General features: G+C 48.1%; 19 protein-coding genes and 1 riboswitch. Of the genes, 14 read left to right on the top strand and 5 right to left on the bottom strand.

What is annotated here, in order from left to right; all coding sequences use genetic code 11:
- Nucleotides 1-89 precede the first annotated feature (89 nt).
- From VM802_RS14115 to VM802_RS14080, 8 genes are all read left to right on the top strand, one after another.
- Nucleotides 90-3218: a lantibiotic dehydratase gene (locus VM802_RS14115; RefSeq protein WP_325531525.1), complete on the top strand. Its 3129-nt coding sequence runs from the start codon at nucleotides 90-92 to the stop codon at nucleotides 3216-3218.
- Between the two features lie 19 nt (nucleotides 3219-3237).
- Nucleotides 3238-5421 (top strand): peptidase domain-containing ABC transporter, encoded by a 2184-nt coding sequence (locus VM802_RS14110; protein WP_325531524.1) that lies wholly within the window; start codon nucleotides 3238-3240, stop codon nucleotides 5419-5421.
- 26 nt (nucleotides 5422-5447) lie between these two features.
- A complete protein-coding gene (locus VM802_RS14105; RefSeq protein ID WP_325531522.1) occupies nucleotides 5448-6167 on the top strand; it encodes an HlyD family secretion protein in 720 nt (239 codons plus the stop codon).
- Between the two features lie 308 nt (nucleotides 6168-6475).
- Entirely contained in the window at nucleotides 6476-6667 is a 192-nt protein-coding gene (locus VM802_RS14100; protein WP_325531520.1) for a class I lanthipeptide, read from the top strand.
- Nucleotides 6668-6796: 129 nt separating this feature from the next.
- Nucleotides 6797-6997, top strand: coding sequence for a class I lanthipeptide (locus VM802_RS14095; RefSeq protein ID WP_325531518.1), 201 nt, complete (start codon nucleotides 6797-6799; stop codon nucleotides 6995-6997).
- A 103-nt stretch (nucleotides 6998-7100) separates the two neighbouring features.
- Complete coding sequence (locus VM802_RS14090) at nucleotides 7101-8564, top strand: S41 family peptidase (RefSeq protein ID WP_325531516.1); 1464 nt, start codon at nucleotides 7101-7103, stop codon at nucleotides 8562-8564.
- A gap of 31 nt (nucleotides 8565-8595) precedes the next feature.
- Nucleotides 8596-9678, top strand: a complete 1083-nt coding sequence (locus VM802_RS14085) for a sensor histidine kinase (protein WP_325531514.1) — start codon at nucleotides 8596-8598, stop codon at nucleotides 9676-9678.
- 28 nt (nucleotides 9679-9706) lie between these two features.
- Entirely contained in the window at nucleotides 9707-10438 is a 732-nt protein-coding gene (locus VM802_RS14080; RefSeq protein ID WP_325531512.1) for a LytR/AlgR family response regulator transcription factor, read from the top strand.
- Nucleotides 10439-10530: 92 nt separating this feature from the next.
- Here the strand turns inward: VM802_RS14080 and VM802_RS14075 are convergent, their stop codons facing one another.
- Nucleotides 10531-11712 (bottom strand): homoserine dehydrogenase, encoded by a 1182-nt coding sequence (locus VM802_RS14075; protein WP_325531510.1) that lies wholly within the window; start codon nucleotides 11710-11712, stop codon nucleotides 10531-10533.
- A gap of 37 nt (nucleotides 11713-11749) precedes the next feature.
- Entirely contained in the window at nucleotides 11750-12928 is a 1179-nt protein-coding gene (locus tag VM802_RS14070; protein ID WP_325531508.1) for a trans-sulfuration enzyme family protein, read from the bottom strand.
- Nucleotides 12929-13105: 177 nt separating this feature from the next.
- A riboswitch (SAM riboswitch) is annotated at nucleotides 13106-13223 on the bottom strand.
- A 193-nt stretch (nucleotides 13224-13416) separates the two neighbouring features.
- Here VM802_RS14070 and VM802_RS14065 point away from each other — a divergent pair.
- Nucleotides 13417-14697, top strand: a complete 1281-nt coding sequence (locus VM802_RS14065; RefSeq protein WP_325531506.1) for a DUF2851 family protein — start codon at nucleotides 13417-13419, stop codon at nucleotides 14695-14697.
- A 139-nt stretch (nucleotides 14698-14836) separates the two neighbouring features.
- On the opposite strand, the gene VM802_RS14060 is transcribed toward VM802_RS14065, so the two are convergent.
- The gene (locus VM802_RS14060; protein ID WP_325531504.1) at nucleotides 14837-15244 is read right to left on the bottom strand and encodes an OsmC family protein; all 408 of its coding nucleotides are present in this window, start codon (nucleotides 15242-15244) and stop codon (nucleotides 14837-14839) included.
- A 192-nt stretch (nucleotides 15245-15436) separates the two neighbouring features.
- Between VM802_RS14060 and VM802_RS14055 the strand changes: the two genes are divergently transcribed.
- From VM802_RS14055 to VM802_RS14035, 5 genes are all read left to right on the top strand, one after another.
- Nucleotides 15437-16276: a hypothetical protein gene (locus tag VM802_RS14055; protein ID WP_325531502.1), complete on the top strand. Its 840-nt coding sequence runs from the start codon at nucleotides 15437-15439 to the stop codon at nucleotides 16274-16276.
- A gap of 36 nt (nucleotides 16277-16312) precedes the next feature.
- Complete coding sequence (gene lipA, locus VM802_RS14050) at nucleotides 16313-17212, top strand: lipoyl synthase (protein WP_325531500.1); 900 nt, start codon at nucleotides 16313-16315, stop codon at nucleotides 17210-17212.
- 413 nt (nucleotides 17213-17625) lie between these two features.
- A complete protein-coding gene (locus VM802_RS14045) occupies nucleotides 17626-18960 on the top strand; it encodes a TolC family protein (RefSeq protein ID WP_325531498.1) in 1335 nt (444 codons plus the stop codon).
- Nucleotides 18961-18978: 18 nt separating this feature from the next.
- On the top strand, nucleotides 18979-20127 hold the full coding sequence (locus VM802_RS14040) for an efflux RND transporter periplasmic adaptor subunit (protein ID WP_325531496.1): 1149 nt from the start codon (nucleotides 18979-18981) through the stop codon (nucleotides 20125-20127).
- Nucleotides 20128-20157: 30 nt separating this feature from the next.
- Nucleotides 20158-23340, top strand: a complete 3183-nt coding sequence (locus VM802_RS14035) for an efflux RND transporter permease subunit (protein WP_325531494.1) — start codon at nucleotides 20158-20160, stop codon at nucleotides 23338-23340.
- A gap of 117 nt (nucleotides 23341-23457) precedes the next feature.
- Here VM802_RS14035 and VM802_RS14030 read toward each other — a convergent pair whose 3' ends face one another.
- Complete coding sequence (locus VM802_RS14030; protein WP_325531492.1) at nucleotides 23458-23844, bottom strand: SdpI family protein; 387 nt, start codon at nucleotides 23842-23844, stop codon at nucleotides 23458-23460.
- Nucleotides 23845-23999: 155 nt separating this feature from the next.
- Nucleotides 24000-26696, bottom strand: coding sequence for an AsmA-like C-terminal region-containing protein (locus VM802_RS14025; RefSeq protein WP_325531490.1), 2697 nt, complete (start codon nucleotides 26694-26696; stop codon nucleotides 24000-24002).
- Nucleotides 26697-26746: the final 50 nt, after the last annotated feature.

Here is a 26746-nt window from a genome sequence, read left to right as displayed (position 1 = left end):
CTCCGGCATAAGAGTAAAATATATTTGTACAGACAGATCATTCGTAGATGCATGGCACTGAATATACGCTTACTCAAAAACTGTTTGTTATGAATCTTCCATACGCATTTGACCACCGACTGGTTCTGAGAACACCCAGATACCCTCTCTCTGACGCCGCTGCAGGCATAGATTTTCCCGCGCTGCTTAACGACCAGGTATTCCTGGAAGCGCTCTATCTTGCTTCTCCTGTACTATATGATGAATGTATCAAATGGAAAGAAGGGAGCATTACCGCTAAGAAGGATATAGACAAGCTCACACGCACCTTGTGTAAATACTATGTGCGGATGAACAGCCGGTGTACGCCTTTCGGGCTTTTTTCCGGATGTGCAGTAACGGGATGGAACGACGGTCCCACCGCTGTAACTGTGAGCAACAGCCGTATCAGCAGACACACGCGGCTGGATATGCACTATCTCTGTGCATTATCGCAGAAGCTGGCGCTGATGCCCGCCATTAAACGGCAGCTGTTGTACTTTCCTAACAGTAGCGTATATACGATAGGGGATGAGCTGCGGTATGTGGAATATACTTATGCCAACGGCAGGCGTATACACCAGATCAGCTCCGCGGGTACTTCCGTGTACCTTGACCAGGTGGTGAATGCGGCCTATAACGGCATCACTATTCCACAACTGTGCGAGTTGCTGGTGCAGGATGATATTACGGAAGAAGAGGTGTTGTTGTTTGTAGATGAGCTGATTCATGCACAGGTACTGGTAAGCGAACTGGAACCGGCCATTACGGGCAAGGAATTCCTGCAACAGATCACAGAGGTGTTGCAGCGGATCAACAGCGAAGATGAAGAGATCAGCACCATCCTGTATACCTTGCGGGAGACAGAACAATTGCTGCATGCCATAGATGCCGGAGATGGCAATGATGTAGCGCGCTATAGACACATCATGTCGTTGCTCGACAAACTGGGAGTAACCTATGATGAAAGCAAGTTATTCCAGACAGATGTGGTGAAAGACGTAAATGGAGCCGGTGTAAGCAGTTCCCTGCAGAACAGGCTGACAGACGTGCTGGACGTACTGAACAAGTTAGGATCATTGCGGCCTAATGCCAATCTGCAATCTTTTATCCGCCGGTTCAACGACAGGTATGAAGATAAAGAGATGCCATTGCTGGAAGTGTTGGATACAGAAACCGGGATTGGTTATGTAGAGAATTCCGGTAACCGTATCGCGCCACTTGTGGATGATCTTGCTGTAAAAGGAAAATCGAAAGACGCCAAGATCGGCTGGGGTAAACTGGAAAGAATGCTGCATGAAAAGCTGCAACAAGCATACGTTTCCGGAGGACAACAGATTGAGATCACTGATGCGGACCTGGTTGATTTTAAATCAGACTGGAACAATATGCCGCCATCTTTTTCTGTGATGTTCAGATTGGTGGATGACAGCAACGATAATATCTTCCTGGAGAGCGTAGGCGGGTCCAGCGCGGCCAACCTGTTGGGAAGGTTTGCACATGCTGATGAAGAAGTGAACCAGCTGGTATGTGACATTACCAGGCAGGAGCAGGAGAAGAATGCAGACGTGGTGTTTGCAGAGGTGATACATCTCCCCGAAAGCCGTACCGGCAACATCCTGTTGCATCCCGTATTCAGGGGATACGAAATTCCTTATCTCGCCAAATCATCACTGGATAAAGAACAGCAGATAGACTTACAGGATATTTATGTATCCATCCGTAACAACCGCATTGTGTTACGTTCCCGCCGCCTCAACAAAAAGATCATCACGCGGTTGAGCAGCGCGCACAACTACTCCTACAACTCGCTTCCTGTATATCGTTTCCTCTGTGACCTGCAACTGCAGGGCAAAAGGCCCGGTCTGGTGTTTCAGTGGGGCGGATTGCAACAACAATACGAGTTTCTGCCGAGAGTAACTTATAAGGGTGTGATCCTGCATATGGCGCACTGGGGGTTACTACAAGACGATGTAAAACACCTTACCGCACTGGATGATACCGCACTGGCAGCAGCACTGCCGGCATTCAGGGAACAATGGAAACTACCTGTACAGGTTGTATTGACAGATGGCGACAATGAACTATTGGTGGACTTTAATAACGTTACCATGGTGAGAGCGTGGCTCGATACTGTGAAAGGCCGCAGTAACTTTGTACTGCGCGAGTTTATCAACAACCAGCGGCTAGTGACCGATGAGTCCGGACAACCTTATGTGAACCAATTTATAGCAGTATTAGTGAAAGAGGGCGCCTCTTATGCAGCCACACGCAGCCTCAGGCCTGCGGATCAATACCAGGCTGCCATACAGCGCCACTTCATACCAGGAAGCGAATGGGTGTATTACAAACTTTATTGCGGCGTTAAATCTGCCGATAAGATATTGTCGAGAGCTATTGCTCCACTTAGCGAAGAACTGGAAGCAGCGGGCTATACCGATAAATGGTTCTTTATCCGATACACTGACCCGGAATACCATATCAGGTTACGCTTTCACGTGAAGGATGTACAATACATCAAGCTGGTGATGGAAAGAATATATGCGAGCCTGTTACCTTTTAAAGACGCCGGCTATATCTGGAAGATGCAGATGGATACCTATAACCGTGAGCTGGAGCGTTATGGCAGTCATACCATCGAACATGCAGAAACGTTCTTCTATCATGATAGCAAGGCACTGACAGGTATGCTGGCCAATACTGCCGGAGATGAAAGAGAACACATACGCTGGCTGTGGGCATTGCGCTCCGTAGATGAGCTGCTGGACAGTTTTGCCTTTCAGGCCGCAGAGAAGCTGCAGTTGCTGACGGTGCTCCGTGATAGCTTTGCCGCTGAATTCAACCACGATAAATCACTCAAGATACAACTGGATACCAAGTACAGGAACTACCGGAAGAAGGTGGAGCAGATACTGGACAGGGAGCAGGATAACCTGCATGGCCTGTATCCGCTGATGACGGTACTGGAGGAAAGAGCGGCAGGCATTGAAAGCATTGCGGCAGCGCTGAAAGAATTACATGTGCAGGGTCGCCTGCAGGTACCCATCACAGGCCTGCTGAGCAGCTACATACATATGATCATCAACAGGATTGCCATTACAGATTCACGAAAACAGGAACTGGTTATCTACGACTTCCTGGCCCGTTATTATCAGTCGTCACTGGCGCGGGCAAAAGCGAGAGCTGTAGCGGAATTATAAGCATTAAAGACGAATCGCCATGTTAAAAAATTTTCCACATTATAAGCAGTACGATAAGATGGATTGCGGCCCTACCTGCCTCCGCATCGTGAGCAAGTATTATGGCCGTCATTTCTCCCTGGAACACATGCGCAAGCTGTGTAATACCAACAGGTCAGGTTCCAGCCTGCTAAGCCTCAGCGAGGCAGCTGAGAAGTTAGGTTTCCGTACTATTGGTGCGCGTATCAGCTACGAGGACCTGGTAGAGGAAGCACCTTTCCCCTGCATTGCCTTCTGGAACCAGCAGCATTTTGTGGTGGTATATAAAATAAAGAAAGACAGGGTATACGTTTCTGACCCGGCCCACGGGCTACTCAGCTATACACGTGAGGAATTCCTCAAAGGCTGGGCAGTGGTAGAGTCACACGGTATTATTCTCAGCCTCGAAGTATCGCCACAGTTTCACGATGCCGAAGAAACAGAGAGCAATGTATCCACCGGCCTGCGTTTTATACAGAAGTATCTGATCAGATACCGCAGGATGGTAGGACAGTTGTTACTGGGGCTGTTCGCCGGTAGCTTGTTGCAACTACTCTTTCCGTTCCTCACACAGAGTATAGTGGATGTGGGGATACAGCAACATAATCTCAGCTTTATCTACATGGTGCTGATGGCGCAACTGCTGCTGTTTGCCGGGAAGACCAGCGTGGAGATCATCCGCGGATATATTATGATGCACCTCAGCAGTCGCATTAACATCAACCTGCTGTCGGACTTCTTCTGTAAGCTGATGAAGCTGCCGCTGGGATACTTTGATATAAAGATGACCGGCGACATTCTGCAACGCATCAGCGATCATCAGCGGGTGGAACTGTTTCTGACCTCCGGTGCACTGAATGTGATCTTTTCCATGATCAACCTGGTCATCTTCAGTGTGGTGCTTATCATCTATAGTCCGCTGATATTTGCGGTATTCGCCACCATGAGTATCTTCTATTTCTTCTGGATCTCTTTCTTCATGAAGAAGCGTGCTACGCTCGATTACAAGCGGTTTAGCCAGCTGGCGGTGAATAATGAGAAGAATCTTGAGCTGATATATGGTATGCAGGAGATCAAGCTGCATAATGCAGAGCGAAAGAAAAGATGGCAGTGGGAACACCTTCAGATAAAACTTTTCAAAACAAACCTGAAGAGCTTATCGGTAAGTCAGGCACAGACGGGTGGGGCATCGCTGATCAATGAGCTGAAGAATATCATTATTTCTTTCCTCGCTGCGAAGCTGGTATTGAGCGGAGAGATCACGCTGGGGGTTATGTTATCTATTTCCTACATCATAGGGCAGCTTAATGCACCGATCATCCAGCTGGTGGAGTTTGTGAAGTCATGGCAGGATGCGCGGCTCAGTATCAGTCGCATCAATGAAATACATAAGCGTAAGGATGAAGAGGAGTTCATTGACAACCCTGCGGCTGTGTTACCTGATGGAGACATCAACATCAAAAACCTGTCGTTCAGATATGATAACGGACCTTTATCACCGATGATTCTGAAGGACCTGAGTCTACAGATTCCTCACCGCAAAGTGACTGCTATTGTGGGGTCCAGCGGTAGCGGTAAAACTACTCTTTTGAAGTTGCTGCTGCGCTTCTATGATCCGGAGAAAGGGGAGATCGCTGTGGGCCGTACACCGCTGGAAGCGGTGAGCCACAGTCAGTGGAGAAGTAAGTGTGGTGTGGTGATGCAGGAGGGGTATATTTTCAATGACACGGTGGCCAATAACATTGCTGTGGGAGAAGAAACGATCGACTGGAACCGGTTGCTGCATGCTGCAAGAATGGCAAACATCCACGATTATATCAACACCCTGCCGCTAAACTATAATACCCGCATCGGGCAGAATGGTACAGGGCTGAGCACCGGTCAGAAGCAACGAGTCCTGATTGCACGCGCCGTGTACAAAGATCCGCAGATCCTGCTGTTTGACGAAGCTACCAGCGCGCTGGATGCAAAGAATGAGCGTGTGATCATCGAAAACCTCAACAGTTTCTTCGAAGGTAAAACAGTAGTGGTGATAGCGCACAGGCTCAGTACTGTAAAGAATGCAGACAAGATCATCGTACTGGAGAAAGGAGAGGTGGCCGAAACGGGTACGCATGAAGAGCTGATCAACGAGCGGGGATATTATTTCCATCTTGTCAAAAACCAGCTGGAACTGGGCAGTTAATTTTCACAATATTAAAATCCATCACAATGCCGGAACAGATCTTATTAGCAGAATCCTCATTGGTAAGCGATGAAATGAATGAAGTGCTGGGTACGTCGCCCTCTATGATCATGCGTCTGGGAAACATCCTGCTGCTGGGCGCCATCGCGGTGATGATCACCATCGCCGTGTTTGTCAGATACCCTGATCAGATCAGGGGCCGGGCCACTGTACTGCCTGTGATTCCTCCCCAGGATATTACTATACAACAGGGTACGGTGGTGCAGACGATATATGTACACAACGGCGATATTATACACAAGGGGCAGCCCCTGGTCAGCCTGGCGGGCAGTAAGGAAACACTTACTGCCGCGGCAGGCGGCAGGGTGGTGCTGCAGCAGGCCGTGGAAGCCGGTGTACCGGCGGCTGCAGCAGGTCTGTTGATGAGCATTATACCGCCACAGCAACAGTATTATACCACGGTTACATTGCCGGCGGAAGGCTCCGGAAAGATTCGTATAGGCCAGCAGGTTATCATTGACCTGGCCAATTATCCCAGCGCTGAATTTGGAAGCCTGACCGGTACCGTATTCTCCAATCCGCTGCCTGACGGGAAGAATAGCGCTACAGTAGCTGTACGCCTGGACAGGGATGGAGCCACTACGTATAACAAAAAGCCGGAGATCTATAAGGGTCTGTCCGGTGAAGCAAAGATCGTAACAGCCAACAGGCGGCTTATACACCGTCTTTTCAGTTTCATACAGTAAAAATACCCCGGAGACGCTGCAGTGCAGGGCCCCGGGACTGAAAGTCCCTGCAGTCCCGTTTCGGTAATCTTTGGCGCCCTGTACTGCAACGTTTCCGGTTTTGTACTTCAAAAAGGAGGTTTGGTGTAGACAATACTGCACCAGACCTTCTGTTGTTCCGTTTTCGTACTTCAAAAATGGGGTTTGGTGTATTGTTTTTTACCCTGGATGGTGGAGAGATTAGTTTTACATCATCAAGGTTGCTGATACCGACGGCAACACAGGGACAAAAAACTCTAAAGCATTTTTCAACCACAAAACTCTATTTTATGAAAAAGATTACCACAAAACCCAGCAACAAATTAAATCTCCAGAAAACTGCTATTGTACTGTTAACCGCTGCAGATATGCACCATATTGTTGGTGGCGGTCTCGCAACTCCCCGCGGAGATCAATCTACAAGGCCCCAGTGCGACACTTTTCCTACAGGCGTATTTGCCAACCCCAGCCCGGCGGCCTGAACCTTTTACCCCGGAATAACTGTTATATTCGATGAGCAATAACCCGATCACGATCGATTAAACCTGTAAAGCAAATAAACGAGAAGCATTTCACTAAACACATTGTCAACCACATTAACCTTGTAACGTATGAAAAAGACTATTGTAAAATCCAACGAACCCAAACTGAAACTGCAAAAGATTGTTATTGCGATGCTGACCCCTGAGGATATGCGCAAAATTGTAGGTGGAAATCAGCGAATGGAGCCGAATAGCGGTAGTCCTTCCACCCGGCCGGAATGCGATACGGTGACATCAAATCAACATAATGATGCAGTTGCCATGCCCTGAGCACTTTTCATCTTAATATATTTACTATATTTTGTTTGAAATCCATATGTTTTACCTGTTACCGAAGAAGGCGACAAAACCAATTAAATTCAAAAGCAGAGATATGAAATACCTGATGTTACTTTTCTTATGTGGCTTGTGGCTTACCGGAAATTGCCAACACTGTGCCTGTGCAGACAATTTTCAGTCGATGGTGGCTAAGGTAGAGCAGAACTACGTAGGTTATGGAGACAAAGTAACTCCCTCAAATAAGGTCGCCTTTACACACTTTACTGATAGCCTGCGACAGGTGGCTGCCCGCGCCGAATGGCAGGATTGCTTTTTCGTGCTCAGAGCGTGGCTGCGGTTTTTCAAAGACCTGCACATGTCTCTGAGCATAGACAAAAGCAACGACTATAGCCACGATAGTATCAGAACTATTTTCTCCCGTGTGGAAAGATCCCCTATTAATAAGATGCAGGGCTTCCTGGAATACCTGGAGAAGAACCGGGAGAAACTGGATTCTGTAGAAGGATTGTGGGAAGATGAATCACAGAGTACTACCCTTGGGGTAATGAGAGACCCCCGTAAAAGGGACGAGTTCACCGGCATTGTGCTGAAGGCGGATAGTGTGCTGTGGATGCCGGGCCAGATAAAACTGCGTATCAAAAAGAACGGTGGCAAATACGAGCTGATGTACTTTTTCAATAACCGCGACCACGACCGGAGCGAATATGCTACGCTGGCACTTAACAAGCGTATGCTGAACCTGGGTATTGGCGGAATATGGAATAAAATGCAGATGAATGGCCAGGTATGGGAAGAGATGACACCGCATTTTATCCCCACTTTCAGAGTGCTTGATAACAATACGTGTGTGCTTGCTATTCCAAGTTTCAGGTTGCAGGCCAAGCCTATTATCGACAGTCTTGTGGAAACCAATATGGATGTTATCAAAAAATCCCGCAACTTCATCATTGATCTTCGTAACAACCTGGGAGGGTCTGTTCTTAGCTTTGAAGCGCTGCTCCCTATCATCTATACAGGGCCTGTCATCACCAAGGGCGCATCCGTGTTGGCTACGGAAGCGAATATACGGGAATACTATTCCATTACTGATTATCCCAATATTTCGGACAGTATGAAAGCCGTGTTCAGGAATGAACTGAAAGAGCTGAAAGCCCATCAGGGTGGTATGTACAACCTCTGGCGCGATGATACCCTGGTGATGAAGGAGGTGATGCCTTCTCCTGCACGCGTATCTGTTATCGTCAATGAGAACTGTGCCAGCAGTGCAGAATTGTTCCTGCTGAAAGCCAGACAGAGCAGTAAGGTAAAGATATATGGCAGCCACAGTATGGGTGCAGTGGACTATGCAGATGTAACAACCACTTCCATGGATTGTGATTTTTACAAGCTGAGGTATCCTACTTCACGAACTAACCGGTTGCCGGAGGAACCTATTGACAACATCGGCATACAACCGAATATTAAAATACCCGGCAATATTGTAGATTGGGTGGAATTTGTAAGAACTGCCGCTGTTACAGATTATAACAACAACCAGAAGCGCTCCCTCAGCAAATAAAAGCAGGAGAAGCTATGCAATTATTCGTAAAATGGCTTTGATCAGTTTTTTTAAAAAGTATAAGGTTGTCCTGCTGCACATTGGTGCATGGATGATTTACATGGGCATTAGTGCGTTGAACAGGTTCCTGGTAAACGGTGAACCCATTAACCCGCTGGACAGACTGCTGACGCAATTGCCCGGCATATTTGTGTTTTATGCCAGTAGTTTTGTCTTCTTTAAATTCATCTCTCCCAAAAAATACCTGCAGTTTTTCTTTGCGGAAATCGGTCTTTATATTGTGCTGTTGCTGTTGTATCACCTTTCCGGCGATATACTGGCACCGTGGCTGATACCGCATGTGACGGTTCCGCATTTCAGGTTGTATCCTTTTCTGGTGGGGGCGTTGTATACTTTCCTGGTATACACCTTCTTTGCCTTTGGGTATTACTTCGCGCGCCGTTCACTACTCAATGAAAAGGAGCTGAACCACATGGCCATCGACAAGCTGGCAGCAGAGCAGGGGAAGCTCGCTGCGGAGTATGCGTTTCTTCGCGCGCAGATCAATCCGCATTTCCTGCACAATACCCTCAATTTCTTTTATGCTAAGTCGCTGGGTTGTTCCAAAGAGTTGTCTGACGGCATCCTTACGCTTTGCGATATTATGCGTTACTCGCTGGAAGGCGGAGAAGACAGCAGCGGTACTGTTTTATTGGGCCGGGAAGTAGAGCATTTGCAGAATGTAATCCGGATCAACCAACTGCGGTTCAGTCACAGGCTGAATGTGCATTTTGATATACGCGGCGATGTGGAAGCTGTACGTATCTTACCACTGGTGTTGATCACGCTGGCGGAGAATGCCTTCAAGCATGGAGAACTTACCAAAAAAGAGCACCCGCTGGTGTTTGAGCTGGAAGTAGGGGAAGATAAAAGTTATATTTATTTTTCCACCCGGAATAAGAAGAAAACGGGTCCTAAGGAATTGTCGCACGGTATCGGTATCAACAATATCATTCAGCGGCTTTCGTCCACTTATAAGGAACATTACAGCCTGGAAATAAAGGATGAAGAAGAGTTTTATTCCATTGCACTCAGGATCGACTGTAAATCGTATTCTTACAGACATTTAAACTGATTACCCGTAATATTTAAAGCTACCACTTATGATCAATTGCCTTGTAGTAGACGACGAGCAGCATGCAATAGATGTATTGACCCACTATATTGCCCAGATCCCCTTCCTGAACCTGGTGAAAACCACTACCAACCCTGTAGAAGCATTACAGATCGTGAACATGCAGAAGATTGACCTGGTATTCCTGGATATACAGATGCCGGAGATGTCAGGCATGGATGTAGCCAAAACCATCAATGGGAAATGCAAGGTGATTATGACCACCGCCTACAGCGAGTTTGCAGCTGAAGGTTTTGAAATGGAAGTAGTGGATTACCTGCTGAAACCTATTCCCATGCCTCGTTTCTTCAAAGCCATACAGCGCGTGATGAACCTGACTGCACAGGCGGTACCTGCTGCGCCTACGGCACAGCAGGATTCTATCGATGATGATTACATTTTCGTAAAAACAGAGTCTAAAGGGAAAATGCTGAAGATCAACCTGAAGGAAATTGACTACATCGAAGGCATGAAGAACTATGTGGCTATCAATCATGCCGGGCAGCGAACAATGGCTTTGCTGAACATGAAAGACCTGGAGGAAAGGTTACCTAAGAAACATTTTTTCCGTGTACATAAATCTTTTATTGTGGCAGTGAACAAGATTATAGCCGTAGAGGGCAATGTGATTACGCTTAAGAACATAAAGGCGGATATTATGTTGGGAGAAACCTACAAGAGCGGGTTTATGGACCTGATGAAGAATAAGCTGATGGGCTGATAAAAATAGTGACGGCGCAGGGAACTGCGCCGTTGATGGTTGGTTGCGTTGTAATACGCAAAAGTGTTGAGGTTGGTTTTTGCTTATGATTATTATTCTAATACCAGCAGGTTTACATCTTTATTTTTCAACCAACCGGCTTCTTTGAGTTTTTCCAGGTTAATAGTTCCTACCACATAGCGCCATACAGCCGATTCATATTTTTCAGTGATGCTGAAGAACTCTGTAAGATCTACCTGGTCGGGCGTTCTATAGCGGAGATATACTTTCAGTTTAACATCATTGGTGAATGATGGTTGATTATTCTGCTTGATCTTTTTGTACTCATAGCGGTAGTTATAGAGCAGCGCAGAGATGTCTGACAATACGGCGCTGCCGGTAGCGGTGCCACCTGCACCTTTGCCCACAAAGAATTGTTTGTCTGTGAAGGCACTTTCCAGCAGGATGCCATTGTATTCATTGTATACATCGTAGAGCAGGTTATGCTCTTTAATCAGGTGTGGTAATACGTAGGAGAAGACGTTTCCGTTCTGCCTGCGGCATTGTGCAATGAGTTTGATAGTAGAGTTACGTTGTTTGGCGAACTGTATATCGAAATCATTGAGGTGATGGATACCGAAGTTAAAGATCTCTTCGGGTTTCACGAAGGTGCCGAATGCGTGGAGCAGCAGGATTACGATCTTGAATTTGGGATCATATCCTTCGATGTCGAGCGTAGGGTCGGTTTCTGCGAAGCCCAGTTCCTGTGCCTGTTCGAGGGCAGTTTCGAAGCTGAGATTCTCTTCAAATATTTTGGTGAGGATATAGTTGGTGGAACCATTGCAGATGCCTTCTACGGCATTGAGCAGGTCATTGTCGTAGTATTCCTCGAGGTTGCGGATGATGGGAATGCTGGCGCAGCTGGATGCTTCGTAGAGGAACGGCACTTTATTGGCTGCCTGCAGCTGGTAGAGGGCGGGCAGGTTTTCTGCGATCATGCGTTTGCTGGCGCTCACTACGGCTTTTCCATTGCGGAGCGCGGTGCTTACAATTTCAAAAGCTGCCTCTGTATCGTTGATCAGCTCCACAACCACATCAATTGTAGGATCTTCGAGGATCTCATTTTTATCAGTAGTGAAGTAGCTGCTGTCAATGGGTCTTGTCTTGTTGGGGTCTTTAATACATATCTTTTTGATACGTGCATTAATACCTTTTGTTCTGTTCAAAACTTCGTACAGTCCTTGTCCAACGACGCCGAATCCGAAGATGCCTAAATTGATGATCTTATTTTCCATATTGCTTTAATAGATGTCAGCTATCGGCTGACCGCTTTTATTGTAATACTGTAATCTGTTTCCCTGCGGGATGATTGAGTTTATCCAGCGCCTGTTTCAGATCGTTGATGAGGTCGTCTGCATCTTCGATACCTACAGAGAGGCGGATGCAGGAGTCCTGCAGGCCTGTTTTTCGCCGGAAGTCTTCTGGTATGGTGCGGTGTGTCATAGTGGCCGGGTGGGCCAGCATGCTTTTCACGCCGCCGAAGCTTTCCGCGAGCTTAAATAACTTGGTGGCATTTACGATGCGGATAGCGTTTTTGATATTATCGCTTTTGAGGGAAAAGCTTACGAGTGCGCCGTAATTCTTTTGTTGTTTACGGGCGATGTGATGATTTTTATGTGTAGCCAGACCAGGATAGAAGACCTTGTCCACCGCTGGATGCGCGGCGAGCCAGGTAGCGATGGCGCCGGCATTGCTGCATTGCTTTTCCAGCCGTAGATACAGTGTTTCTATACCGCGGATGGTGAGCCATGCGTCAAACGGGCTGAGGATGCTGCCAGAGATGTTCTGGTTATAGCGTATCTGATCTGCGAGTGGCTTGGAATTCACTACTACCAGGCCGGCGATCACATCACAATGGCCGGAGAGATATTTGGATGCGCTGTGGATCACAATATCTGCGCCTAGTGTGAGTGGCTGTTGCAGCAGGGGGGTGCTGAAAGTATTGTCTACTGCCAGCAGGATATTATGTTGTTTGGCGATCTTGCTGATAGATTTGATATCAGAGATGCGCAATGTAGGATTGGTGGGAGATTCCAGCCAGATGATCTTTGTGTTGGGCGTGATGGCAGCCAGCACTTTATCGGTGTTACTGGTATCAACAAAATTCACTTTGATGCCGAAACGCTCAAACATGTGGTTGAAGATCTGGAAGATGCCGCCATAGGTATCTTCCACGGCCATGATTTCGTCGCCGCTTTTCAACAGCTTCAATACCGCATCAATAGCAGACATGCCACTGGCAAAGGCGAACCCTGCGTAACCCTCTTCCAGGCTGCAGATCAGCTCTTCCAGCACTTTCCGCGTGGGATTGTTGGCCCGCGAAAATTCAAATCCTTTATTGATGCCCGGCGATTCCTGCACGAAGGTGGATGTCTGATAGATAGGTACGGAAATGGCGCCTGTCAGTTCATCTACCGGAATGCTGTGAATCAGTTGTGTAGCTGTCTTCATGTTATTAAATTATTTTTTAATGATATGGAAAGTGCGGTTTATCCCTGCAACTTTATCATTAAAAATTTACTTAAACAACCAAAAATCCAGGAAGTAGAATGGGAGCGGGCATAAAAAAAGCTCCTCCTTGTTGGAAGAGCTCTCTCAAATATTGTACAGGTAAGAATTATCTCTGCCAACTTATCTTTCCCACGCTAAGCGTGGGCAGGAATTAGCACCTTTTTCCTGATCTGCTGATCTGGAAAGGTTGCTAAGGCATCGCAGGGCCAAGTCCCTCCGCCTTTCTGGATAAGTGATGTGTAAGAACTGGGTGCAAAGGTAACGGAGGTTCAGGCAAATTTCCAAATCGGAAGGAAATTTTTTTTGGTTTTGGTTCTTTTGAGATGAAATATTCTGAGGAAGACGCTGGCGGGGGATGTTTTTATTGCGATGAAATTTTTAAATTACAGATTACGCAATTCAGCAATCCCAAAATCCCAACATATCATATGTTTGTTAACCCACAGCTCTCAGAAGAGCTATTCCAGCAAATCTGGAAATGTCGCCTGTTCCGGCAGGATCATCTCTTTACAACCACCGGTGAGCCGGTACAGATCATTTATCCGGGAATACTTAATCATCATGGCGGGCCGGATTTCGGCGGTGCGAAGATCAGGATCGGCGCCACGTTGTGGGCCGGGCAGGTGGAGTTGCACCTCCGTACGTCTGATTGGTTCCGGCATGGGCATCACAGCAATGCCCAATATGACCGGATCATTCTGCATGTAGTGTTTGTTCATGACATGCCAGGACGGGACGTGGCGGGCGTGCCGTGTCTTGAGTTGCAGTCGCATATCCCGAAGATATTGTTGCATCGCTATGAGGCGTTGCGTCAGTCGGCTGATTTTGTGCCTTGTTCCGGCAGTGCGGCAGCAGTTCCGCATCTTACCTGGCTTGCCTGGAAGGAAAGGCTGCTGGCGGAACGCTGGGAGCGCAAGATGGGCGGGCTGCAGGCCTGGCTTATCTGTAACCGCTACAACTGGGAAGAGGTGTGTTACTGGGCGGTAGCACAGAGCTACGGCATGCCCGTGAATGGATCGCCGATGTTGCAGCTGGCGCAGGTATTGCCTTACCATGTGCTGCTGCGGTACCGGCACGAGCCACTGGTGCTGGAGGCGTTGTTGTTTGGCCAGGCGGGCTTTCTGGAGGATCCTGGAAGCGACGTATATGCGTTACAGTTACAGCAGGAATATGTTTACCTGAAACGCAAATACCAGCTGCTACCTTTAGCGCCGCATGCCTGGAACTGGCTGCGGGTACGTCCCTCCGCATTCCCTTCTATGCGGATTGCTGCCTTTGCCGCCCTGATGGGACAACCATCGCGGTTGTTTTCCTGTATCCTTGAAGCGAAAGACCTGGTGGCCCTGGAGCAACTGTTTTTCATACAACCATCACCGTATTGGCGCACTCATTACCGTTTCGGGCAGCCGGTACAGCGGACCAGCCGCCCTGGCAAACAGGCCGTACACAGCATACTGATCAACACGGTATTGCCATTACTCTTCCTCTACGGACGGGAAAAGCAGTCGCGGTATTATCAGCAACAGGCGCTTCACTTCCTGGAGCAATTACCTCCGGAAAACAATACCATCATAAAAGCATGGGAAAACGCCGGGATAAAACAGGAAAACGCTTTGGAGTCGCAGGCGATGCTGCAATTAAAACAATACTACTGTGATGCCAGAAGATGCCTGCATTGCGCGGTGGGATTGAAGATATTGAGCATGTAGTTATTTATTTATGTGGTTATGTAGTTATTTAAAATGCAGCGGAGATTATGTTTGTTTTGTTTTATCCAGGATAGATAATAAATGATGATCCCGGCTGCATTTTAAATAACTACATAACCACATAAATAAATACATAAGCTCACCAGTTAAACGTCACATCCTGTACGATATCCGGGTGAATGCTTTTTGCAACGGGGCAGGCATGTGCGGCTCTTTCGAGAATAGTTTTTGCTTTTTCATCCAGGTTGTGGCCTGCAGGAAAATCGAATACCACGTTTATTCCGGTGATACGGCGGGGTTCTGTGCCCATGATCTTCAGGATGCTTACTTTGGTACCATCGATGTTCCAGTTGTTGTCTCTTGCCTTGATGCCCATGATAGTGAGCATGCAGCTGCCAAGAGCGGAAGCTACGAGGTCGGTGGGAGAGAAGCGTTCGCCTTTACCGTTGTTATCAACAGGCGCATCGGTTTCTATCACGGTGCCGGATTTAACGTGTGTGGCTGTAGTTCTGAGTTCGCCGTTGTAAATGATTTCTGCTGTTTGCATGATATATTATTTTTAATGTCTTTGTAATTGTTAAGCGGGACTAACAAACCGTAAAATAAATGTATTTTTAGTATAAGTTGACATGTGCGGTGAAAGCGCTGGCAAACTCAAAAAAAATTAGGTACGTTTGTAATATTAACATAACAATACCTTTATTCAAGCGTTTATTTATTATAATAATAGCCCATCACTGTGAAAAAAATATACTTAGTCCTGTTTCTGGTTACCATCTCCAGCGGTTTGTACGCGCAAACGGCCAATACTTCCACTACTTCCACTAAGCAATCTAAAAGAGCAGAGAAAGAGCAGCGTAAGCTGAAAAAGATCGCTATCCTGCGTGAACAGGAAGAGGGTGAGAATGTGTTTGAGCGTGAATTTTCTGCCGGCGCCCGCCTGAATACAGACGGCTGGACAGGCTTTGCGGAACTGGGCTACCGCAAGAACAGGAAGATAGTGAACTATTTCCAGCTGGAAGTTTCTGAGAAAAGGAACCATAAGGAAGACAAACGCCCTGGTGGCGGTACTGGCTACTCTTTTACTGAGCGCCCGTACATCTTTGGGAAACAGAATAACTTTTACCCGGTGAAACTAGGTATCGGCCAGCGTTACCTGATCGGGGGCAAGGCCAATAAGAATGGGGTGGAGGTGTCTGCTATCTATTACGGAGGTGTGTCTATCGGGCTGTTAAAGCCTTATTACCTTACTGTTCGCAGCAAAACCGGCGACCAGGTGGAAACCATTAAGTATAATCCCAATGATGAAGGTAATTTCCTGCAGGCAGACCGTATTTATGGCGCCGGAGGCTTCGGTAAAGGCTGGAGTGAGCTGAGTGTGATCCCCGGCCTGCACGCCAAACTTGGTATGCGTTTCGACTGGGCTCACTTCAATGAAGTGGTAAGCGCGCTGGAAATTGGTGTGAATGCGGAAATGTACACTAAAAAAGTGCCTATTATGGTCACAGAAAACAATAAACAGTTGTTTTTTAATGCATATGTCGGCATCCAATTCGGGAAGCGATGGAATAGAAGATAAACCTTAACTTTGTTCCTTTAAAGAAAGGAGTAAGCGATGCAAGAATTACCCGTAATAGCGGCCGAACCAGCCACCACAAGAGTTAAGAAGCCTGACTGGCTGCGCGTTAAACTGCCGATAGGAGAGAACTACAAACAGGTTAGGAACCTCGTAGATACCCATAAATTACATACCATCTGTGAAAGCGGTAACTGCCCCAATATGGGAGAGTGCTGGGGAGCTGGAACGGCCACCTTCATGATCCTGGGGAATATCTGTACCCGCAGTTGCGGCTTTTGTGCTGTAGCTACCGGCCGTCCGGAACCAGTAGATCACGATGAGCCACAGCGCGTGGCGGAGGCGATCTACCTCATGAAAGTGAAGCATGCCGTTATCACTTCCGTTGACAGGGACGAGCTGAAAGATGGCGGTTCCATCATCTGGGCCAATACCATCAATGCCGTAAGGGCGCTGAACCCAGGTACGACGATGGAAACGCTGATCCCCGATTTCCGTGGCCAGTGGGAAAACCTCCAGCGCATCATCGATGTAGCACCGGAAATTGTTTCCCATAACCTTGAAACCGTAGAGCGTTTAACCAAGCAGGTGAGGATACAGGCTAAATATCACCGCAGCCTGGAAGTGATCCGCCGGCTCAAAGAAGGTGGCATGCGCACTAAAAGCGGTATTATGCTGGGCCTCGGCGAAACCAAGGAAGAAGTGATCCAGGCTATGCAGGATCTGTATGACAATGGCTGTGATGTGGTAACACTGGGCCAGTATCTGCAGCCTACCCCCAAGCATCTGCCGGTAGTGCGCTTTGTACATCCTGATGAATTTGCAGAGCTGCGCGAAATAGGATACAACATGGGGCTCGACTACGTAGAGGCGGGTCCGTTAGTGAGATCTTCCTATCACGCAGAGAAACATATTTTCAGCGGTCGTAATAAAGGATGACCGGATTCATTTTCCAAGTATTTGTTAAAATCCACCCATATGGGTGGATTTTTGTTTTGATAAATATTATCTTAGCGCCTCGTTATTTTTACCTAAGTAACAGAGAAGACTGTTACTGCTACCTACTTCTAAATTGTTGGAAACGCTTATGTTCAAAAGGAAGCAAACCGCCTGTGTGACCAGCTTCCGTGTGTAACCGCCGCCTGTTGAATAAGAATAAGCAACGCTATCAACCTACCTGTTTTACTGCAAAAGCAGCAATCTTGTATGGCTATACGAAATGTCTGGCTGTGCATTGAGAATGATTTTACATATGGAGCATACTAACTGTCATTATACAGCATAATAGCTGTGTTAATGATGTTGTGTTCTTTTGATTGGTACAAAGATGAATTGAATGTCAAAAGCCTTTTATGAAAAGAGCATTTTACCTGTTAGCTGTGTCGTGTGGGATGTTATTTTCCCCACAGCTATTTGCACAGCAAGCCACAGATTCCGTGTTAACCAGTGCTACCCTGGAGGATTGCGTCCGGTATGCATTAACCCATCAGCCGTTACTGAAGCAGTCGGGTATCGATGAAGCCATTACAGACAGAACAGTGAAGAGTAAGCTGGCCGACTGGTATCCGCAGATAGGGCTGGACTATAACCTGCAGCACTATTTCGAGTTGCCAACTTCAGTTTTCGGTGGTAATCCTACCAAAGTAGGTGTGAAAAATACCTCTGCAGCCACTTTCGGGCTTAACCAGAACATCTTTACCAGAGACCTGCTACTCGCTTCCAACACATCAAAGGATGTACGAAAACAGAGCCATCAGAACACCATGCGTAATCAGGTAGATGTGGTAGCCGATGTAAGCAAGGCATTCTATGATGTGCTGCTCACCAAACAACAGATTGATGTGCTGGATGAAGATATCATCCGCACGGAGCGCAGTCTGAAAGACGCCTACAATCAGTACCAGAGCGGTGTAGTAGACAAGATTGACTACAAGCGGGCCACCATTTCGCTCAACAATGCGAAGGCACAGCAGAAATCGGCACGCGAACTGCTCGCGGCCAAGCAGGCCTATCTCAAGCAGCTGATGGGATACCCCACCAGCGTGGGCGATGTACCGATTGCATACGACACGGCAAAGATGGCCAGCCAGGCAAACAGTGCAGACACCACGCTGGCAGCCGATTACAAGAACAGGATCGAGTACCAGTTGCTCGAGACCCAACAGCGGTTACTCAAAGCAGATCTGCAATACAATAAGTGGAGTTATCTGCCTACTGTATCTGCATTTGCGAACTATTCCTTCGCCTGGCAGAACAATGAGTTCTCCAAGCTGTATAATGCGGATTACCCTAACTCGTTAATGGGGCTGAAGCTATCAATCCCTATTTTTCAGGGAGGCAAGCGGGTGCACAACATCAAAATGGCGCAGTTACGGCTGGACCGTTCCCAGTGGGACTTTGCGGCGCTCAGAAACCAGATCAGCGCACAGTATAGCCAGGCTATGGCTGCCTATAAAAGTAACCTGAACGACTACTATACCTTAAAGGATAACGTACAGATGGCGCAGGATGTATATAACATGCTGCAGCTGCAGTATAAGGAAGGGATAAAGACATACCTCGATGTGCTCATCTCCGAAACGGAGCTGCGCACCGCACAGCTGAGCTATTACAACGCCATGTACCAGGTATTGTCCAGCAGGATTGATCTGCAAAAAGCATTAGGAACCTTAACAGCTAATTATTAAATGGTAACCGGATCGGATATGAAAAAAATGAACCACATTGTCTTAATCAGCGCTGCCGGAATGCTCGGCTTTACTGCCTGCAAGGGGCCAGGCCCCAAAGGCGCGCCTGTGATGCCCCCAACACCGGTAAATGTTACGGAAGCTGCGGTTGCATCTGCCGTTTATTACGACAAGTATCCGGCTACAGTGACGGCGCTGAACAACGTAGAGCTTCGCTCACAGGTGCCCGGATTTATTACCGCTATTTTCTTTAAGGAAGGTGAGGTAGTACAGAAAGGCAAGCCCCTGTATGAAATAGACCGCCGCAAATACGAAGCGGCCTATCGCCAGGCAGAAGCTAATATTGCCAGCGCGCGCGCCAATTACAACAAGGCCAGAAAAGATGATGACCGTTATCGCCGTCTTGCGGAACAGGATGCGGTAGCACGTCAGATACTCGATAATGCAGAAGCGGCGCTGGAAACTACCCGCAGCCAGCTTGCAGCAGCAGAAGCCACACTGGCCTCTGTACGCACAGACCTCGATTATTCTCTTATCAAAGCGCCATTCACCGGCCGTATTGGTATCTCACAGGTAAGGCTGGGCGCGCAGGTAAGTCCTGGTACTACACTGCTGAACACCATTTCCAGCGAAAACCCCATTGCTGTGGATTTTGTGGTGAATGAATCAGACATCTCCCGCTTTGCGGAGTTGCAGGATAAAGCACCTGGTGCTGCTGATTCCACATTCCGCCTGCTGTTGCCCAATGGTATTGCTTATCCACATCCTGGTAAGCTACTGGCTATAGACCGTGGTGTGGATAACCAGACCGGTACCATTAAAGTAAGGATCGAATTTACCAACCCTGACGATAAACTGAAAGATGGTATGAGCTGCGTGTTACAGGTGCTGAACCAGCAATCCGGCGACAGGCTGATCATCCCGTACAAAGCCATTACTGAACAGATGGGTGAGTTCTTTGTGTTTGTTGCAAAGGATACTGTTGCCAACCAGGTTAAAGTGCACCTGGGTCCCAAGCTGGGCGACAGGATTGTGATCATGGACGGCATACAGGCCGGTGATAAAGTGATCACAGAAGGCTTGCAGCGTCTGCGCGATGGTGGTAAGATCCAGCTCGGCATGCCGCCTGCCGCAGGAGATGCAAAAGCCGGAGCGGGGAAGAAATAGTTTATTAGTAAGAATCAACAGCAGAAAATCATGATTGCAGATACTTTTATACGGAGGCCCGTAACCGCAATAGTGATATCTATTGTGCTGGTATTGGTGGGCATTTTGGCTATGATGAACCTGCCGGTAGGGCAGTATCCTGAAATATCCCCGCCCACTGTACAAGTTACCGGTAACTATACAGGCGCCGATGCACAAACCGTTGAACAAACGGTGGCCACACCTGTGGAAGTGCAGGTAAACGGTACGCCCGGTATGACCTATATCAACACCAACAATACCAGCAGTGGCCAGATGAGTATGACGGTGAATTTTGAAGTGGGCACCGATATCAACATTGCAGCACTGGATGTGCAGAACCGCGTTGGTATTGCGCAACCCACACTGCCGCAGGAAGTACAGCGTCTGGGCCTCACTGTCAGGAAACGTAACCCGAGTATTCTTATGCTCGTAGCGTTATACTCACCAAAGGGTACACATGATATTACATTCCTCGACAACTACACCAACGTATATGTGAAAGATGCGCTGTTGCGCGCCAAAGGCGTGGGTGATATTTTTACCCGTGCGGATGATTTCAGTATGCGTATCTGGCTGAAGCCGGATAAGCTTGCAGAAATGGGTGTTACCGCCGAAGATATCCGTGCTGCGCTCGCAGAGCAGAACGCCCAGATCACGGCGGGTTCTGTAGGTGCGCCACCGCAACCAACCGGACAAACATTTGAATACAACATCTTCACCAAAGGACGTCTTACCACTCCGGAGGAGTTTGGCAATATCATTGTGAAAACACGTCCGGCAGATGGTTCGCTGGTATACCTGAAAGATGTGGCCCGCATACAGTTGGGTAAATTCAACTACGCAGGTAACAACTATGTGGATGGTAAACGCGCTGCCTATCTCCTGATCTATCAGGCGCCAGGCAGCAACGCACTGGAAACAGCAGCCAACGTTACGGCCGCCATGGAGCAGCTGAAAAAACAGTTCCCCAACGATGTGGATTACGTAGTGCCATTTGAGTCAGTATCTGTTGTGAAGGTATCCATTGAAGAAGTGGTGCACACGCTCGTAGAAGCCCTGATACTGGTGGTGATCGTAGTGTTCCTCTTCCTCCAGAGCTGGCGTGCTACTATCATTCCTATCCTCGCTATCCCGGTATCTATCATTGCTACCTTTATCTTCTTCATACCACTGGGTTTCACCATCAATACCCTTACACTGTTCGGTTTCGTGCTGGCTATCGGTATTGTGGTGGACGATGCCATTGTGGTGGTGGAAGCAGTGCAGCATAATATAGACCATGAGAAGATGTCGCCGAAAGAGGCTACTATACAGGCTATGAAGGAGATCTCCGGACCTGTGATCGCGATTGCGCTGATTCTCGCTGCGGTGTTTGTTCCGGTAGGATTCATTCCTGGTATCGTAGGCCGCCTGTATCAGCAGTTTGCGATCACCATCGCTATCTCTGCGATGATCTCCGCATTTGTGGCGTTGTCGCTCACACCGGCGCTGTGTATCCTTCTGCTGAAACCTATGCACCTGGATAAGGATTCAAAAGGGCTCAATAAATTCTTCTACAAATTCAACCGCTGGTTCGGGCATACTACTTCCCGTTATACTATTGGGGTGAAGAAGAGCATCCGCTTCGGGCGTTATGCCATTATCCTGCTGCTCTGCATTTTCGTAGGTACGGTGATGTTATTCAAGGCTAAGCCTACGGGCTTTATTCCTACGGAGGATGAAGGCCGTCTGATCATCACCTTCGACCTGGCAGAATCTGCATCCACAGAGCGTACAGTGGCGGTGATGCAGCGTATGATGAAGGACCTCGACAGCCTGCCTGGTATCAGGCACTATGCGGCACTGGGTGGTTTGAATGCGGTGAACTTTTCTACAAAATCCAACAGCGCTACCATCTTCTGTTCACTTGATCCGTGGGATGAGCGCAAGCCGGATTCCCTCCAGATCTTCGGCATGGTGGCCGCTGTGCAGAAGAAGCTGAGCAAGTATAAGGAAGCCAATGTGGTGGTAATTCCGCCGCCGGCCATTCCTGGTCTTGGTCAGACGGCTGGTTTCTCCTTTGTATTGCAACAGCGTGGAAGCGGCGAGATTAAAGCCTTTGAAGGTGTATTACAGAAATTCCTGGGCGAGGTCAATAAACGCCCTGAAATAGGTAAGGCATTCTCCTTCTTTACGGCACGTACTCCCGGCTATCAGCTGGATATAGACCGCGAGAAAGCGAAGAAGATGGGTGTGAAGATCTCTGATATTGCCACAGCCCTGCAAACATACATGGGTAGCGCTTATATCAACGACTTCACCATCTACGGCCGTAACTTCCGTGTGGTGACGCAGGCGGATTCCTCCTATCGTGGGGATATCAAAAACCTGAGCCAGATATTTGTGCGTAACTCGGTTGGTAATATGGTGCCGGTGAGCGCGCTTACTTCATACAAGGTGATAGAGAATGCGCCGGTGATTTCTCACTATAACCTGTTCCGCTCTGCGGAAATCAATGGTAACCCTGCACCGGGTTACAGTAGCGGCGATGCCATCAATGCACTGAAAGAAGTAGCGGCGCAGGTGCTGCCGGAAGGTTATGGATATGAGTTCTCCGGTCTCAGCCGCGAAGAGATCCTGTCCGGTTCCAAAACCGTGTATATATTCACGTTATCCATCATTTTCGTGTTCCTGTTCCTGGCGGCATTGTACGAGAGCTGGTCTGTACCATTCTCCGTACTGCTGGCAGTTCCCATCGGCGCATTTGGCGCTATTACGGTACTCACCTTCCTGCCTAAACTGAGCAACAACGTATATGCGCAGATCGGTCTGATTACGTTGATTGGTCTGTCGGCCAAGAACGCCATCCTGATTGTGGAATTTGCGAAAGAGCGTGTAGACCGGGGAATGGATCTTGTGACTGCCGCTGTGGAAGCAGCCAAGCTGCGTCTGCGTCCTATTATCATGACATCGCTGGCCTTCCTGTTGGGTATCATGCCGCTGGTGCTGTCATCCGGCGCCGGTGCGGAAGCCCGTAAAACGATGGGCTGGACTGTCCTTGGAGGGATGTTCACTGCTACCTTCCTGGCGATATTCATTGTGCCGGTATTGTATGTGGTGATCACCAGGCTGGCTTATGGCAAAGAGAAATTGCGGAAGATGAAGGAGAACTACCAGGCTATTCCTGAACATGATGTGCAGGGTAAACTGTGACTGTGATTTTTGTGATTGTTCTGATGATGGTGATGTGGGGAGATGAGGATTTGATTTTTGTTTGACTAGAGAGTGATTGTTTAGTTTTAATCGGAGGCGTTGCGAAAGCGGCGCCTCTTAGTTTTTGGGGGAGATGCGGTTGCCGTTATCATCAAAGTGTTGCGACAGCTGCCATTCTGTATGCCCTACCATATACATGGCACCGGTTACTACTGCGCCTACGGTGATATAGAAAAACCAATCTGTTTGCCGGTCAAATACCAGTGCGCAGATGATGCCGGTGAGTATCAGTATAACCCCGATGCGCCTTGAGATATAAGCTGCTTCCTGGTTGGCGGTATGCCACATCTCAAGGTTGCGGGTAGACAGGAAGCTGCGGTATCCGTACCATGATTTAGTGGTTTTCGGGGGATAGAGCCGGATCAGGTTACCCATAATGAAGAAGAGGACTCCGGCGAAAAGTGCCGCGTTACAGTAAGTGGAGTGCAGGAAGTTTATCAGCATAACAATGGTTTTAACAATGATTCTATGTGATTTGTTGATTTTCTGATGGGGTATTGTGGGGTTTGCAGCAAAAAGCCAGCCAGATAGAAAGAGGTACGCCTTTAGCCTTAGTATGATGCTAAAGCTGAAGGCGTACTATTATCAGTATGGGATTATTATTGATTTCCCGTGCTGTCTGTTGCTTTCTTTTTCTTGCCGAAGAGGCCGTTGAGTGTGTTTTTCACGGATTCCCCGGCTTGTTTGCCGATATTATCCAATGGTTTTCCACTCTGCTGGGTGGAATCCTTCTTGCCACTCAACTGATTTTTCAGTTCATTTTTCAGCGCATTTACGGCGTTGTTTTTGATCTGGTTCACGCTGTCGCGTACCGTGTTTTTAACGGTATCAATTTTATTTTTTACGAGCGTGGCGGCCTGTGATTTCAGGTTGTTGACACTTTCCTTCAAGTCCGTTTTGAGCGATGGCTTGAGGATATTTCCCGCCATCAGTACCTGCAGATGCACGCTGTCGCCGATGTTGATGGGAATCCCTTTCTGCTGTGCCTGGGACGCGAGATTATTGACGAGGCTATTACCGGCAGATCCCATGAGACTACGTGGCAGGGCAAGCTGTAGGGTATAGTCGAGCGACTGGTCAAAACCATGTGAGCCGGCAATATCCATTTTTACGCCATTCACCACCACTTTGAAAGGGTTCACTTTCACACGGCCATTTTCAAAGGCGAAATAGTTTTTAATATCGCGCAGTGAGAGATCCTTCAGCGGGGTAATATTCAGGGTACTAGCCAGCTGGTCTACAGGTGCAAACTGTTTCAGGAAGCCTTGTATCAGCAGCAGGTTACCATCGCCGGTGAGGGTGCTCAGATCCGGGCTCATGTCTTTGCCCAGCTTGCCGTGCATGGTGAGCTGTGAGTTGATCTTACCAGAGAGGAACTTCCCGATGGGCATCAGTTTCTGTACCGTGTTGAAGGTATTGAAGGTCTGCTGTACATCGAGGTTTTGAACATTATAAGCGATGTTGATGTCCGGATTTACTTTGCTTTGCCTGGTGCTGTAGTTACCATTGATTTCAATGGTTCCCTGGAGAGCATTGGCTTTCAGCTGCTGCATGGTTACGGTTTCATCTTTTACGAGGAGCGTGCCATTTACATTGTTAAGCTCTGCTTTGTCGTAGAGCACTTTGTCGACAGCGGCTTGCAGGCTGATGTTGAGATTGGCCGGAACGGCAAAGGGTTTTGCGGCGGCGGTATCCTGTTTGGCGGCAGCAGGCGCAGTGCTGGAAGTGGTGCCCATCCATTTGTTGAGGTTCACCTGGTCAGCCTTGAAGTGCAGGCTACCGTCCAGTGGCGCATTTTTGAACGTATAGGCGAGGAGGTTATTCACTTCTCCATTAGCCTGGAAGTTGGTGCCCAGGTACTGCCCGTTCAGGTCTTTCACGGTTACGTTTTTAGGATTGAACTGGAGGGAGAGGTTATTCACCTTTACGCCATCCGGATAATCCTTGCTTTTATAGAGCAGGTTACTGACCTGTAAGGTGCCAGCGGCGTAGAAGCGGTCGTACTGCTGCTTTTCGATGGCGCTCATGTTACCTTTGGCTGCTATGTCAGCATCGAGGAGGCCGGTGAGGGCGGTGCCATTCTCCAGTTTTACGAACTGGGTAATCTTAGAGAGGTCCAGCTTACCTTTGGCGGCGCCGTCTATGTAAAGATCAGAGATCGGTGTTTTAACAAGGAGGCGGAGGTCCAGCGGTGTGTTATCCATTTCGAGGTGACCGGTGGGCATATCCACTGTGGTATGATCAGGCACACCGTCAGGATTGCTGACCTTCATGGCGATCTGGATATTTTTTACCGGCTTCGGAAGATCGGGATACTGGAAGAAGCCATTCTTTACAGTAAGATCAAGGCCGAAGGCAGGCATCTGTACGGGAGAGTATCTGCCTTTTACGTATCCGCTGAAGGCCGCATTGCCACTGGTTTTTATCTTGTTGAAATCGGCCTTGTAAATCACCGGTATCAATGACAATATATCTTTGAAATCAGTGGAAGGCGCTTTGAAACTCAGGTCCATACCATAGGTGGAATCGTTTACGATTTTGAAGAATCCTTGCAGGGCCAGTTCCAGGTTATTGATCGCAGCCTTGCTGTTTTTGAGCGTATAGGTGCTGGTGGTATTGTCGATCTGGATGTCGGCATCCAGCATGGTCTTTACATTGGACAGATAGGGGATGAGACCGTAGCGGAAGGTAATACCGTCTGCACTGGTGCTGGTTTCCAGGGTGAACTGATCCTGGGTGAAGTCGCCTTTCCCTTTATGGGTGAGACCATCGACAATGAGTTGCATGTTGCCCTGGCGGTCATCGTAGCTGACGTAGGCGTCTGTGATACTATACTGGCGCAGGCTTAGTGCAAATTTGGTTTTGGAGGTATCGGTGGACGTGGTGGCGGAGGTATCTGGTTTCATGATGTCCCAGTTAGGTTTGCCGTCTTTATTCACAATTGCGTGTATACGTGGCCGTGAGAGTGCGATATTATATATATCCATCTTGCCTCCCTTAATCACGCTCATAAGATCGAGGGCTACATCGATCTGTTTTACAGCCAGCAGTGTGTCACCTGCAAATGCGCCGGAACCGGTGACCTGGAGATCTTCGAGTCCTACGGCCAGTCTGGGAAAGTGTCTGAAAAGGCTGATGTCCACGTCTTTGAAGTCTACCTGTGCGGTAAGGCGTTTGTTCAGTTCTGTTTTTACCTTCGCGATGATTTTATCTTTAAAGAAATACGGGACGGCAATTGCTGCCAATACTAAGACCACTATTGTGATCAACACAATTTTGAGGATCTTTTTGAGCATAGGTTCTGCTTATTTTTGATTAATTGGTGTGAAGGTAGGGAATAATTACT

It is taken from the genome of Chitinophaga sp., assembly GCF_035538455.1.
Classification (GTDB): Bacteria; Bacteroidota; Bacteroidia; order Chitinophagales; family Chitinophagaceae; genus Chitinophaga.
The sequence above is the reverse complement of the archived record's forward strand: the minus strand, read 5'-3'. Positions and strand labels throughout refer to the sequence as shown.

Excerpts from the sequence above, each read along its gene's own strand:
- VM802_RS14115 (WP_325531525.1), top strand. The coding sequence starts at position 90 with ATGAATCTTCCATACGCATTTGACCACCGACTGGTTCTGAGAACACCC.
- VM802_RS14110 (WP_325531524.1), top strand. The coding sequence starts at position 3,238 with ATGTTAAAAAATTTTCCACATTATAAGCAGTACGATAAGATGGATTGC.
- VM802_RS14105 (WP_325531522.1), top strand. The coding sequence starts at position 5,448 with ATGCCGGAACAGATCTTATTAGCAGAATCCTCATTGGTAAGCGATGAA.
- VM802_RS14100 (WP_325531520.1), top strand. The coding sequence starts at position 6,476 with ATGAAAAAGATTACCACAAAACCCAGCAACAAATTAAATCTCCAGAAA.
- VM802_RS14095 (WP_325531518.1), top strand. The coding sequence starts at position 6,797 with ATGAAAAAGACTATTGTAAAATCCAACGAACCCAAACTGAAACTGCAA.
- VM802_RS14090 (WP_325531516.1), top strand. The coding sequence starts at position 7,101 with ATGAAATACCTGATGTTACTTTTCTTATGTGGCTTGTGGCTTACCGGA.
- VM802_RS14085 (WP_325531514.1), top strand. The coding sequence starts at position 8,596 with ATGGCTTTGATCAGTTTTTTTAAAAAGTATAAGGTTGTCCTGCTGCAC.
- VM802_RS14080 (WP_325531512.1), top strand. The coding sequence starts at position 9,707 with ATGATCAATTGCCTTGTAGTAGACGACGAGCAGCATGCAATAGATGTA.
- VM802_RS14075 (WP_325531510.1), bottom strand. The coding sequence starts at position 11,712 with ATGGAAAATAAGATCATCAATTTAGGCATCTTCGGATTCGGCGTCGTT.
- VM802_RS14070 (WP_325531508.1), bottom strand. The coding sequence starts at position 12,928 with ATGAAGACAGCTACACAACTGATTCACAGCATTCCGGTAGATGAACTG.
- VM802_RS14065 (WP_325531506.1), top strand. The coding sequence starts at position 13,417 with ATGTTTGTTAACCCACAGCTCTCAGAAGAGCTATTCCAGCAAATCTGG.
- VM802_RS14060 (WP_325531504.1), bottom strand. The coding sequence starts at position 15,244 with ATGCAAACAGCAGAAATCATTTACAACGGCGAACTCAGAACTACAGCC.
- lipA (WP_325531500.1), top strand. The coding sequence starts at position 16,313 with ATGCAAGAATTACCCGTAATAGCGGCCGAACCAGCCACCACAAGAGTT.
- VM802_RS14045 (WP_325531498.1), top strand. The coding sequence starts at position 17,626 with ATGAAAAGAGCATTTTACCTGTTAGCTGTGTCGTGTGGGATGTTATTT.
- VM802_RS14040 (WP_325531496.1), top strand. The coding sequence starts at position 18,979 with ATGAAAAAAATGAACCACATTGTCTTAATCAGCGCTGCCGGAATGCTC.
- VM802_RS14035 (WP_325531494.1), top strand. The coding sequence starts at position 20,158 with ATGATTGCAGATACTTTTATACGGAGGCCCGTAACCGCAATAGTGATA.
- VM802_RS14030 (WP_325531492.1), bottom strand. The coding sequence starts at position 23,844 with ATGCTGATAAACTTCCTGCACTCCACTTACTGTAACGCGGCACTTTTC.
- VM802_RS14025 (WP_325531490.1), bottom strand. The coding sequence starts at position 26,696 with ATGCTCAAAAAGATCCTCAAAATTGTGTTGATCACAATAGTGGTCTTA.